The sequence below is a fragment of the Vibrio sp. YQ_11 genome (assembly GCF_043103065.1).
In the GTDB taxonomy this organism is placed as follows: Bacteria; Pseudomonadota; Gammaproteobacteria; order Enterobacterales; family Vibrionaceae; genus Vibrio; species Vibrio parahaemolyticus.
Genome location: NZ_JBICJM010000035.1, coordinates 103,319 through 115,885, shown reverse-complemented (window position 1 = coordinate 115,885; position 12,567 = coordinate 103,319). Strand labels below are relative to the sequence as shown.

The following is a 12,567-nucleotide window of genomic DNA, read 5'->3' as shown; positions in this document are numbered from 1 at the left end:
ATTTTTAACGATTTTCATGAGAAAAATCATAACAAGTGCACACAAAGATGGAGAAAAATTGACTTTAAGCTTTAACAACAGTACAAAAATGGCACATAAACATCCTGGACGGATTAAATAATAAACAAAGGAGATTGTTATGGCGGATAAGAAAGCGACCCTTCATGTTGAAGGTCAAGCGCCAATCGAACTGCCAATTATGGACGGTACGCTAGGTACACCTGTAATTGACGTTCGTAAACTGGGAGCCAATGGTTACTTTACTTTTGACCCAGGTTTTCTTGCCACTGCATCTTGTGAATCATCAATCACTTACATCGATGGCGGCAAAGGTATTCTTTTGCACCGCGGTTACCCGATTGATCAATTAGCCAATAACGCAGATTACCTAGAAGTATGTTACATCCTTCTTTACGGTGAAGCCCCTACCCGAGAACAATACGAGCAATTCAAAACGACAGTTACTCGTCACACAATGGTACACGAGCAAATCGCAAGCTTCTTCCATGGCTTCCGTCGTGATGCTCACCCAATGGCAGTAATGTGTGGTGTGGTTGGTGCTCTTGCTGCCTTCTACCACGATTCACTTGATATCAATAACGACGAGCACCGTGAAATTGCGGCCTATCGTCTGCTATCTAAAATGCCAACTCTGGCTGCAATGTGTTTCAAATACTCTGTTGGTCAGCCATTTATCTACCCACGCAACGATTTGAGCTACGCGGAAAACTTCCTACACATGATGTTTGCTAACCCATGTGAAGAGTATGAAGTGAACCCTGTTGTTGCTCGTGCGATGGATAAAATCTTCACACTTCACGCAGATCACGAGCAAAACGCGTCGACATCAACAGTCCGTTTAGCAGGTTCTTCTGGTGCAAACCCATTCGCATGTATTGCCGCTGGTATCGCATCACTTTGGGGCCCAGCTCACGGTGGCGCAAACGAAGCATGTCTGAAGATGCTAGAAGAAATCGGCAGCGTGGATAACATTCCAGAGTACGTGGAACGTGCGAAAGACAAAGATGACCCATTCCGTTTGATGGGCTTCGGTCACCGTGTTTACAAGAACTACGATCCACGTGCGACCGTAATGCGCGAAACATGTCACGAAGTTCTAAAAGAGCTGAACATTAAAGATCCTCTGCTGGACGTAGCAATGGAACTTGAGCGTATCGCTCTTTCTGACGAATACTTTGTTTCTAAGAAACTGTACCCGAACGTAGATTTCTATTCAGGTATCATTCTGAAAGCGATCGGTATTCCTGTATCAATGTTTACGGTTATCTTCGCGATTTCTCGTACTATTGGTTGGATTGCCCACTGGAACGAGATGCACAGCGACCCACTAAACCGTATCGGTCGTCCACGTCAGCTTTACAAAGGCGAAACGCAACGTGAATTTTCGCCGCTTCATGAGCGCGAATAATCGTTACTAGAGTTATCAGATAAACAAAAGGGTTGAGATGTAAGTCTCAACCCTTTTTAGTTTTAACGATAAAAATACACGCTACACTGGATTATCAATATCCACAAACTCGACATCTAAACCGTATTCATCGGCTAACCACTTACCAAGTGCTTTGATGCCATAACGCTCTGTTGCATGGTGACCCGCAGCAAAATAGTGGATGTCCATCTCACGAGCGGTGTAAGTTGTTCGCTCCGAAATTTCGCCAGAAATGAATGCATCTAATCCATGCTGAACCGCAAGTTCAATGAAATCTTGTCCACCGCCAGTACACCAACCAACGGTTTCGATCATTTTCTCCGCATTATCTGGAGCGATATGCAGAGGCTCTCGATTAAGTGCTTGGTTGATATTGCTCGCAAATTGAGAACCAGTCATCGGTTTTTTCAAGCGTCCAAATAGGGCGACAGACTGCGGATGACCTTCTAACCCACCGTCGATTTCAATATCAAGAAGACGAGCAAGCTCTGCGTTGTTACCAAGTTCAGGATGAATGTCGAGCGGTAGATGGTAGCCGTACAGATTAATGTCACTTTTAATTAGGCTACGAATTCGCTTACCTTTCATACCGCGAATGGGTTCTGGCTCCCCTTTCCAAAAATAACCATGGTGGACCAATAACGCATCGGCTCTGAGTTCAATCGCTTTATCAATTAATGCTTGAGAAGCAGTTACTCCAGTAACTACGCGCTTGATCTGTGGACAGCCTTCAACCTGTAAGCCATTTGGCGCGTAATCTTTAATTAACTCGGGCGAGAGTTTGCTGTTGAGAATCTTTTCTAACTGTAAATTATTCATTATCACTTCCAATTTCGAGCGAGTACCTCAAAGTGTATATCGAACTATGACACTGATGCTAGCTACCCTATTCTACTAACCAAATTTAGTTACAATAACGAGGCTCGCTGCTTTATCAACATCACTAAGGAATCAGGATGAATCAACTGCAACGTCTTTATCAATGGATCACCTCTTCTCCTCCTCTTTTTCAGTTGCTCCCTCCTTTCGCAACATTGGAAGACTTATCGATTAAACCTCTGGATGAATCTGAAGAGTACCAAGGGAACCCGAGACTGGGTTTTTTGTATCAGCATTTATGTACCGCTGCACTTGCGAATTCAGAACAATATGAAATTGTTGCAGAAGAAATTCAACTCAACGATAGCGACGGAAAAACCATTGGTGCGATAGATCTCATACTCAAAAATAGAACATTGGACCAACTAGAACATTGGGAAGTAGCGATTAAGTTTTATCTTTTACATGAAGGTGTTTGGTATGGCCCTAACGCGCACGATCAATTGCATACAAAACTGGATAGAATGCTCTCCCACCAATTGAAAATGAGCGAAAGGCCTGAATTTAGACAAATGCTTCCTCTGGATCAGTCTCCAAAGGAACGCTTGTTGATGCAAGGGCGACTTTACATCAATCCATTTTCTAATGAAATACCACCGAAAGAGTGCTTAGGCTTTGCTCTCAATCCAAGCCAAATCAGTGGATATTGGTGTTATCAAAGCCAATGGAGTTTGATCAATAAACCGCTTTACCACTTAAGCAAACCCAACTGGGCTATTGGTACGGATGATTTTTCTCAGCCGATTGAAAAACCAATGGAGCGATTTGAGCATGCACAAACAGCAGATGGCGAGTTCTGGTTTATCGTGCCAGATAATTGGCCACAAAATCCAAACGCTCATAAATAGAGAGTTAACGACGAGTTGTAAAAAAGGCGACCATCTGGTCGCCTTTTTGTCAGAGTAGGTTTAATTACAAGCCTGCAGCTGCAAATACTTGATTCACAATTTCTTGTGCTTCAGCTTCAATTTGTTTTAGGTGTTCTTCACCCTTGAAGCTCTCACAATAGATTTTGTAGATGTCTTCCGTACCCGATGGACGAGCAGCAAACCAACCATTTTCAGTCGTCACTTTCAATCCGCCAATCGCCGCACCGTTACCAGGAGCGTGTGTTAGACGCGCCGTAATCGGATCACCTGCCAGTGTTTCTGCTGCAACCATTTCTGGCGACAGTTTCTTCAACACGTCTTTTTGAGGTCCATTCGCTACCGCTTGAATACGATTGTACTTAGATTCACCATGTTTAGCGGCAAGCTCTTCGTAGTACTCTTGTGGGTTTTTACCCGTTACCGCAGTAATCTCTGCCGCTAACAAACATAGTAAGATGCCGTCTTTGTCTGTTGACCATGGTGTTCCATCTTTACGTAGGAAAGAGGCACCTGCGCTCTCTTCACCACCAAAACCAAACTTGCCAGTGTAAAGGCCATCGACAAACCACTTGAAGCCGACAGGCACTTCACACAGTTCACGACCCAAATCGGCTACTACTCGGTCAATAAGTGCACTTGAAACCAGCGTCTTACCAACAGCAACATATTTACCCCACGCCTCACGATGACGGTATAGGTAGTCGATACAAACCGCTAAGAAATGGTTCGGGTTCATCAAACCTTTCGGCGTCACGATACCATGACGGTCATAGTCTGGGTCGTTACCAAACGCAAGATCGTATTCATCTTTCAGAGCTAGCAGACCAGCCATTGCGTATGGAGAAGAACAGTCCATACGAACCACGCCGTCCTTATCAAGCGACATGAACTGGAATGATGGGTCAATCGCTTCGCTGACCAAGGTCAGATCTAAGTTGTATGCTTGGCCGATTTGACGCCAGTAATCAATGCCGCTGCCACCAAGTGGATCCACACCAATTTTCAACTTCGATTTCTGGATCGCTTCCATATCGATAACATTTACTAAGTCATCGATGTAAGGCTTCACCAAATCCATCTCTACGAATAGCTCAGATGCTTTCGCTTCTGCTAGCGCTAGACGCTTCACATCTTTTAGGCCACCAGCAATGATCTCGTTCGCACGATCTTCAATCGCTTGAGTCAATTCAGCTTCTGCTGGACCACCATGTGTTGGATTGTACTTAATACCGCCATCTTGTGGTGGATTATGAGACGGTGTGATAACGATGCCATCCGCTTTCTCATCATGCTTTAGATTGTAAGTTAAAATAGCGTGAGAAATGCCAGGTGTTGGTGTGTAGCCATTATCCTGCTGTACGATGACTTTTACACCATTCGCAATCAAAACTTCGATTACGCTTGAAAACGCAGGTTCTGACAACGCGTGGGTATCTTTGCCCACAAACAACGGCCCTGTAGTCCCCTGCTTGGCACGTACTTCTGCAACTGCTTGTGCGATAGCAAGAATGTGGTTTTCATTAAAAGTTTGCTTGTCTGCTGTGCCACGGTGACCAGAAGTACCGAATTGAACCTTATGTTCCGCATTATTAGCATCAGGCTGAAGTAAGAAGTAGTTTGCAACTAACGCTGGAATATTATGGAGATCTTCCTGCTGCGCTTTTTGCCCAGCACGAGGGTGCATAGCCATGTTTGACATCCTTTCTTTTAAAAATAATAAAATTACAAAAAAGCCTCATAATATCCGCTAACTGCGACGCATTATGAGGCTTCTATCAGGTTTCTTAGATTGAACCTGTTACTTTTTCTATCAAGTCAGGTTGGAACTCCATGTGCGTCATCACTTGTTCAACCATTTGTCTCTTACGACTGGTATTGTTGTTTGTGATAACCCAAAACGGCGTACCTGGAATGGCTTTAGGCTTGGTGGTGTTACCATTGGCCAGTAAGGTTTCTTCATTGTCTGCAAAGTAAACGCGTTTGCGTCCCTTTACGTTTGTCGCTTGTGCGAAGCCTTCTGGATTTAACTTATGTAAGGTCGATAGTACTAACATAAAGCGATCAATCGCTTTTTTTAGACCGGCAAACTCATCAGAAATTAGCAGCGAACGCATCTCTTTCACTACATCAATAGATTCTGCTTTGCCCGCATCTTTACTTACTACAATCCCTTGTGGCTTCTCTACTGCTGGTACCGATTCTGCTACCTGCAACTGACCATCAAGGTTTAAAAGGCGTCGCAAAATATCCGAGGCGCTTTCACCGATATGCTTAGTTTGGCTAGCAATGTAACGGTATAGATCCTCATCAACCTCAATTGTTTTCATTCGCTTTTCACATTCTCAATGTTTAAACTCTGGGGGATTATAACGAGATCCTTTCGGATACTCCACGTTAAACCCATCACGAATAAGATAAAATGTCAGCATTACTCAACTATAAGCAGGAAGGCCAAGGCCAAACAGTTGTTTTGATTCACGGATTGTTTGGTAGTTTAAGTAATCTGGGCCTATTGGCTCGTGATCTTGTTGAAGATCACTCAGTGATCAGTATCGACCTACGCAATCACGGTCTCTCTTTCCACTCTGATACTCATAACTACACTGACATGGCACAAGATGTCGCGACGCTTCTTCAGCACTTAAACGTTGAGCCATCGATAATCGTCGGCCATTCAATGGGCGGTAAAGTCGCGATGAAACTCGCTGATATAGCACCAAATCTTGTGAAACAGTTGGTCGTATTGGACATGGCACCAGTAGCTTACCAGACCAATCGTCACGACAACGTATTTGATGGTTTGCTGGCCGTTATCAAAGAAAAACCTGAGAACCGTCAACAAACGTTAGAAATCTTAGCTCAACACATTGAGAGGGATGGCGTTAGACAATTTCTCTCAAAATCGCTGTTTAAAAACGAAGACCATATGGCTTGGCGATTTAACGTCGACAGTTTATTAAGTAACTATGCTGAGATCATTGGCTGGCAAGATATTGCTCCTACCGAGATCCCGACACTCTTCATTAAAGGCGGAGATTCGGACTACTTAATGCCAGAGCACCAACCGTCAGTACAACGACAATTCAAACAAGCTAAAGCACACATTATTGCCAACACTGGCCATTGGTTACACGCAGAAAAACCCGCTGAAGTGATGCGAGTGATCCGGAAATACATTTCGAGTTAACAAATTCGAAAAGCAACAATAGATTATTGAAATAACCCTCCTTGTAGTGCATTAACAATACTGTGTAACAGTGGTATAGTGCGCCCAAGATTTTTCGGCATGAAGGACTAAAATGCTTTACGACTATATGGATATGCTCGAGTCTATTGGGCTCGATCTTCTTTTTGCTGCTATCTTCTTTTTCATCGGGATGGCAATAAAAGATGTGCTAAAGCAAGGCAATGTACCTGTTTTTGGTCGTCGTATTGTATGGTTAGTCCTTTTCCTAGGCTGTGCTGGCTTTATTGCAAAAGGCATTATTCAGCTCACTTGGGAAGGCTCGGGGTTAGGTTAAACCCTCAGTACCATTGCCCATAACAAACAATGTAAAGGTATAGACTCTATGGCAAGTGTAGGTATCTTCTTCGGTAGCGACACAGGTAATACTGAAGCCGTTGCAAAGATGATTCAAAAGCAACTAGGCAAACATCTAGTTCACGTTCAAGACATCGCGAAAAGCAGCAAAGAAGACATTGATAACTTTGATCTTCTTCTTCTAGGTATCCCTACTTGGTACTACGGCGAAGCACAATGTGATTGGGATGATTTCTTCCCTGAACTTGAGCAGATCGATTTCTCTACTAAGCTAGTGGCTATCTTCGGCTGTGGCGACCAAGAAGACTACGCAGAATACTTCTGCGATGCGATGGGTACAGTGCGTGACATCGTTGAGTCTAAAGGCGGCACAATTCTTGGCCATACTTCAACTGAAGGCTACGAGTTTGAAGCTTCAAAAGCACTTGTAGAAGGCGACGAAAGCCAATTCGTAGGTCTATGTATTGATGAAGACCGTCAACCTGAGTTGACTGACCAACGCGTCGAAAACTGGGTTAAGCAGATTTACGAAGAAATGTGCCTAGCTGAGCTAGAAGGCTAAGTAAGTATTAAAAAAGACCTCCGATTGGAGGTCTTTTTTATAGCATTAAATTAAGGCGCTTCCGTTACCGCCTCTTCTTCTCGATATTGAGGCTTCTTTCTCACATATAACTTGCGCTGAACTTCAGATACCACATTCCCTTGTTTGTCTTTTACATGCGTAATGAATTCAGGAAAGCACTTTTCGCCGTTTCGAGTCATCTGATAGATCTCGTCTAGCATGCCATCCGTGATCTCAAACTCAGCAAACAAATCGCTTTGTCCTGGCTTGATAAAGTTGATGCTCGCCTCTTTATCCCACACGTAATACTCTTCACGTAGAATACCCATCAACATGAGAGAGTAAATGGGATCGGTTAAGGAAAAAATACTGCCTCCATACTGTGTACGATTGGCATTTTTGTTCCACCAGCGAAGTTTCAAACGAACTTTAACCATTCGGAAGTCTTCAGAAATATGTAAGATTTTAATTCCGGCCCCCCAAAATGGTGGCCATACATTCAACGCAAATTTCACAATCCCTGGTTTATAAATCTTCGCGAGTCGCTTATTCATTGCAGTCCGTGCCCTCTCTAAGCTCATGTTACAAAACTGTAACTGGTCAGATCTGTAATATAATCGACCCATTTCCAATTTACAAAAAGATTCTATTAACCCTTTGAAGTTCGTGGTTTAATGTTTTTAGCGCTTCGCCTATAATGGTAGGAATATTGAATTCTGTTAAATCGCTGCAGATGATCCAACGGGAAAGTATATGTCAGATAATAATCAGGCGCTGAAGGATGCGGGTCTAAAAGTTACCCTTCCAAGGCTAAAAATTCTAGAAGTACTTCAGCAGCCAGACTGCCAGCACATCAGTGCTGAAGATTTGTACAAAAAGCTGATTGATCTAGGTGAAGAGATAGGTCTAGCAACTGTTTATCGCGTTCTAAACCAATTCGACGATGCAGGTATTGTTACTCGTCACCACTTTGAAGGTGGCAAGTCAGTCTTCGAATTGTCAACTCAACATCACCACGACCACCTAGTATGTCTAGACTGTGGTGAAGTAATTGAGTTTTCTGACGACATCATTGAAGAGCGCCAACGCGAAATCGCAGCTAAGTACAATGTGACGCTAACAAACCACAGCTTATACCTATACGGTAAATGCAGTGACGGTGGTTGCAAAGAAAACCCAGATGCGCACAAACCTGCAAAATAATTTGCTTGTAGATTAAAAATAAACGCCAGTTAAAGCTGGCGTTTTTTGTATCTGTACTTTTTGTTTTGCTTAATCCAAAAACAAAAATGCCAGCAATTGCTGGCATTTTTCTATAGGTAACGATTGAGATTATTGGTTCTCAATTTTCGCCCATGTATCACGTAGGCCAACCGTGCGGTTGAACACTAGGTTATTTGCAGTTGAATCTTTAGAATCCGCACAGAAGTAACCCATACGCTCGAACTGGTAGCCTTGCTCTGCTTCTGCAGATGCCAGGCTTGGCTCAACGAAACCGTTGATCACAACGAGTGAATCAGGGTTAATGGTTGAAGCGAAGTCTTCTGCTGCTGCAGGATTTGGAACAGTGAACAAACGATCGTATAGGCGAATTTCTGCTGGTAGCGCTTTATCCGCAGATACCCAGTGAATTACGCCTTTAACTTTACGACCATCTGCTGGGTTTTTGCCTAGCGTTTCAGGATCGTAAGTACAGTAAATCGTTGTGATGTTGCCTTCCGCGTCTTTTTCAACACGCTCAGCTTTGATCACGTAAGCACCACGTAAACGAACTTCTTTACCAAGAACTAGACGCTTGTACTTTTTGTTCGCTTCTTCACGGAAGTCTTCTCGCTCGATCCAAACTTCACGAGTAAACGGTACTTCACGCTCACCCATTTCAGGTTTATTTGGATGGTTAGCCAGCGTTAGATTTTCTACAGCGCCCACTTCAAAGTTCTCAATAACAACTTTAACAGGGTCCAACACAGCCATCGCACGAGGTGCATTTTCATTTAGGTCGTCACGAATACAAGATTCAAGCGAGCTAAACTCGATCATGTTTTCTTGCTTCGTCACACCGATACGCTTACAGAATTCACGGATTGACGCAGGTGTGAAACCACGGCGACGTAAACCAGATACTGTTGGCATACGAGGATCATCCCAACCGTTAACCAATTTTTCGGTTACTAGTTGGTTTAGCTTACGCTTAGACATCACTGTGTATTCTAGGTTTAGACGGCTGAACTCGTATTGATGAGGACGACAATCAATTGTGATGTTGTCTAGTACCCAGTCGTACAAACGACGGTTGTCCATGAACTCTAGCGTACAGATAGAATGTGTAATGCCTTCTAGCGCATCAGAGATACAGTGTGTGAAGTCGTACATTGGGTAAATGCACCACTTATCACCCGTTTGATGGTGAGTAGCAAAACGTACACGGTATAGAACTGGATCACGCATAACCATGAATGACGAACCCATATCGATCTTCGCACGAAGACACGCTTTACCTTCTTCAAATTCACCTGCGCGCATTTTTTCAAATAGCACTAAGTTTTCTTCAACAGAACGGTCGCGGTATGGGCTTGGCTTACCTGGCTCTTTTAGCGTGCCACGGTACTCACGAATCTGCTCTGGACTTAGCTCATCTACGTACGCTAAGCCTTTGTTAATCAATTCAATTGCATATTCGTAAAGCTTGTCGAAGTAGTTTGATGAGTAACATACTTCACCATCCCACTCGAAGCCTAACCAGTTTACATCTTTCTTGATAGACTCAACGTATTCGATGTCTTCTTTTTCAGGGTTTGTATCGTCGAAACGTAAGTTACATTGACCCTGGTAGTCCTGAGCAATACCGAAGTTCAAACAGATAGACTTAGCATGACCGATGTGCAGGTAGCCATTTGGCTCCGGCGGGAATCGAGTATGCACGCTAGTGTGTTTGCCATCCGCTAGATCCTTATCAATGATCTGGCGAATAAAGTTTGATGGACGAGCATCAGCTTCACTCATCTATAGCACCTCAAAAATATAAGTATTGTCAGAGAAAACGGAACTCTGTATCCGATATGGTTTTACAGAGTGCATTGTTTCTAATGATCCACAATTCTAAGCCATTAGACAACAAGAACTCGCGCTAAAACGGCAATATTTATCGAGTTCGCGTGAATGCACAGCAGATTCAAAGCACTAAAACAAAAAAAGACCTCCCGAAGGAGGTCTCTAATCAAATATCAGTTCGATGTAATTATGGTAGTTTTACATTCGATAGGTCTTCGTTTGCGCCGATTGCTTTCATTTCACCAGCAACGATTTCTGCTAGAGGACCAAGGATAACTTGAAGGTTGTTTTCACCTAGTTTAACAACACCTTTCGCACCTAGTTTCTTCAACACTTCTTCATCAGCTACTGAACGATCTTTCAGAGTTAGACGTAGACGAGTGATACATGCGTCAATTGAAGTTAGGTTGTCATGACCACCTAGCGCTTTTAGGTATTGACGAGCTAGGTCACCACTTTTTGCTTCACCTGCTGGTGCTGCTGCTTGGCTATCATCATCTTCACGACCTGGCGATTTTAGGTTAAACGCGCGGATTGCAAAGCTGAATGTGAAGAAGTAAAGAGCACCGAAGCCAAGACCAACTGCACCTAGTAGTAGAGGTTTAGTTGCTAGACCGTAGTTCAACAAGTAGTCAATTAGACCAGCAGAGAATGTGAAGCCGTGTAGCGTACCAAGCATGTTAGCAACAACTAGCGATAGACCAGTGAACACTGCGTGAATCGCGTATAGAGCAGGAGCTAGGAATACGAACATGAACTCTAGAGGCTCTGTGATACCAGTTAGGAATGAACAGAATGCAACAGAGAACAATGCACCACCAACTTGGCTACGTTTCTCAACAGGAGCCGCTAGGTACATAGCAAGTGCTGCACCTGGTAGACCAAACATCATTACTGGGAAGAAACCGTTCATGAATACACCAGCGCTCTTATCACCACCGAAGAAACGGTGTAGGTCACCAGATTTAACTGTTTCAGTTACTTCTTTAACAGTTGCTGTAATTTCTGGAGTTACTGAGTTAGCGAATTCAAATGTGTGAGTTTGACCTGCAACAAGAGTCTTAGCTAGAGCTGGGTCAACACAAAGTTGTTGTAGTGCAGGAAGAGCTTGACCAGCAGCTGTTGCGCCAGAAACTAGCACTTCTTGACAAGAACCCATACCAAACCAGAAGAAAGAGTTCAGTACGTGGTGTAGACCTACAGGAATTAGAGCACGGTTAAGCGTACCATATACAAACTGACCGATTGCGCCAGAAGTAGAGATACCGTGAGCAAGTGCATCTAGACCACCTTGGATTGTTGGCCATACAATACCTGAAACAGCACCAGCAACTAGGGCGAACAAACCAGCCATAATTGGCACTAGGCGCTTACCAGAGAAGAATGCTAGCCACTCAGGAAGGCGTGTAGCATGGAAAGCGTTGTAAGAATGGCCAGCAATGATACCTGCGATGATACCACCGAAGAATGACATGTTAACTGACGCATCGATTGTTGACGCTGTCGCAGTAAGTACGAAGTACGCAACCGCACCAGCAAGACCTGCAGCACCTTGACCGTCTTTTGATAAGCCGATCGCGATACCTAGACCAAATAACAATGGAAGGTTAGAGAAGATTGAGTTACCGGCTTGTGCCATAAACGCGATGTCAAATACATCAGGTTGGCCCAAGCGCAGTAACAAGCCTGCGATTGGCAAAGTCGCGATAGGAAGCATAAGAGCTTTACCTAACTTCTGCGCGTATCCGAGAATATTCACCTTAAGTTCCCCCTATAGGATTCGATGTTATGTTGAATGACTTATTTCAGTCGTTCAATTTAGTCATCGTCAGTTTATGACATTAATTTTGCTCCGCAAATTAAAAGCTCATTGTTTGTGATCATAATCACCACAATTTGCCCTTTCGAAAGGTTTTTGCTAGCGAGATCATAAAACTTATTTTATTATACGAAAAAATGGCGTTTTAAAGATAATATTCTCGCACTTTATGCAAGGCAGAATCAGTGTTATTTTGGTATCTCGGCGGGTAATTCTTAGTAACTTTGCTCTGAAAAAGAATCATAAAAAACAATTCATTTATTATTTTTCAGTTAGTTACTCTGACAATGACATCGATAAAACGCAACTTGCTGTATGTGACTCGTTATCTAATTCAGTGATACAAACTAAGTACCCACATGACTCATTCAGTCGCCGATTAGATAACGATACAGA

At 43.4% G+C, this 12,567-nt stretch carries 12 protein-coding genes; 6 read left to right on the top strand and 6 right to left on the bottom strand.

Going from position 1 to position 12,567, the window contains the following annotated elements; genetic code table 11:
• Nucleotides 1–139 precede the first annotated feature (139 nt).
• Complete coding sequence (locus tag ACF8EG_RS13975; protein ID WP_005455487.1) at nucleotides 140–1,429, top strand: citrate synthase; 1,290 nt, start codon at nucleotides 140–142, stop codon at nucleotides 1,427–1,429.
• An 81-nt stretch (nucleotides 1,430–1,510) separates the two neighbouring features.
• Here the strand turns inward: ACF8EG_RS13975 and ACF8EG_RS13970 are convergent, their stop codons facing one another.
• A complete protein-coding gene (locus ACF8EG_RS13970; RefSeq protein WP_005496082.1) occupies nucleotides 1,511–2,269 on the bottom strand; it encodes a Nif3-like dinuclear metal center hexameric protein in 759 nt (252 codons plus the stop codon).
• Nucleotides 2,270–2,406: 137 nt separating this feature from the next.
• Between ACF8EG_RS13970 and ACF8EG_RS13965 the strand changes: the two genes are divergently transcribed.
• Entirely contained in the window at nucleotides 2,407–3,177 is a 771-nt protein-coding gene (locus tag ACF8EG_RS13965) for a DUF1853 family protein (RefSeq protein ID WP_069507294.1), read from the top strand.
• A gap of 64 nt (nucleotides 3,178–3,241) precedes the next feature.
• On the opposite strand, the gene pgm is transcribed toward ACF8EG_RS13965, so the two are convergent.
• Together pgm and seqA are read right to left on the bottom strand one after the other, a co-directional pair.
• A complete protein-coding gene (gene pgm / locus ACF8EG_RS13960) occupies nucleotides 3,242–4,888 on the bottom strand; it encodes a phosphoglucomutase (alpha-D-glucose-1,6-bisphosphate-dependent) (protein WP_069507296.1) in 1,647 nt (548 codons plus the stop codon).
• Nucleotides 4,889–4,982: 94 nt separating this feature from the next.
• A complete protein-coding gene (gene seqA / locus ACF8EG_RS13955) occupies nucleotides 4,983–5,525 on the bottom strand; it encodes a replication initiation negative regulator SeqA (protein ID WP_025500211.1) in 543 nt (180 codons plus the stop codon).
• A 92-nt stretch (nucleotides 5,526–5,617) separates the two neighbouring features.
• On the opposite strand from seqA, the gene ACF8EG_RS13950 reads away from it, so the two are divergent.
• The 3 genes from ACF8EG_RS13950 to fldA all read left to right on the top strand — a co-directional run bounded on the left by ACF8EG_RS13950 (nucleotide 5,618) and on the right by fldA (nucleotide 7,301).
• On the top strand, nucleotides 5,618–6,385 hold the full coding sequence (locus ACF8EG_RS13950) for an alpha/beta fold hydrolase (RefSeq protein WP_069507298.1): 768 nt from the start codon (nucleotides 5,618–5,620) through the stop codon (nucleotides 6,383–6,385).
• A gap of 112 nt (nucleotides 6,386–6,497) precedes the next feature.
• Entirely contained in the window at nucleotides 6,498–6,719 is a 222-nt protein-coding gene (locus tag ACF8EG_RS13945; protein ID WP_005461613.1) for a DUF2788 domain-containing protein, read from the top strand.
• Nucleotides 6,720–6,767: 48 nt separating this feature from the next.
• Complete coding sequence (gene fldA, locus ACF8EG_RS13940) at nucleotides 6,768–7,301, top strand: flavodoxin FldA (RefSeq protein WP_015296391.1); 534 nt, start codon at nucleotides 6,768–6,770, stop codon at nucleotides 7,299–7,301.
• A 50-nt stretch (nucleotides 7,302–7,351) separates the two neighbouring features.
• Here fldA and ACF8EG_RS13935 read toward each other — a convergent pair whose 3' ends face one another.
• A complete protein-coding gene (locus ACF8EG_RS13935) occupies nucleotides 7,352–7,855 on the bottom strand; it encodes a DUF4442 domain-containing protein (protein ID WP_015296390.1) in 504 nt (167 codons plus the stop codon).
• A 199-nt stretch (nucleotides 7,856–8,054) separates the two neighbouring features.
• Between ACF8EG_RS13935 and fcrX the strand changes: the two genes are divergently transcribed.
• Nucleotides 8,055–8,504, top strand: coding sequence for a ferric iron uptake transcriptional regulator FcrX (gene fcrX / locus ACF8EG_RS13930; protein ID WP_005489847.1), 450 nt, complete (start codon nucleotides 8,055–8,057; stop codon nucleotides 8,502–8,504).
• Nucleotides 8,505–8,633: 129 nt separating this feature from the next.
• Here fcrX and glnS read toward each other — a convergent pair whose 3' ends face one another.
• Nucleotides 8,634–10,304 carry a glutamine--tRNA ligase gene (gene glnS / locus ACF8EG_RS13925; protein WP_069507300.1) on the bottom strand — a complete coding sequence of 557 codons (1,671 nt, stop codon included), beginning with the start codon at nucleotides 10,302–10,304 and terminating at the stop codon, nucleotides 8,634–8,636.
• A gap of 235 nt (nucleotides 10,305–10,539) precedes the next feature.
• Nucleotides 10,540–12,111: an N-acetylglucosamine-specific PTS transporter subunit IIBC gene (gene nagE / locus ACF8EG_RS13920; RefSeq protein ID WP_005454584.1), complete on the bottom strand. Its 1,572-nt coding sequence runs from the start codon at nucleotides 12,109–12,111 to the stop codon at nucleotides 10,540–10,542.
• Between the last annotated feature and the right edge of the window lie 456 nt (nucleotides 12,112–12,567).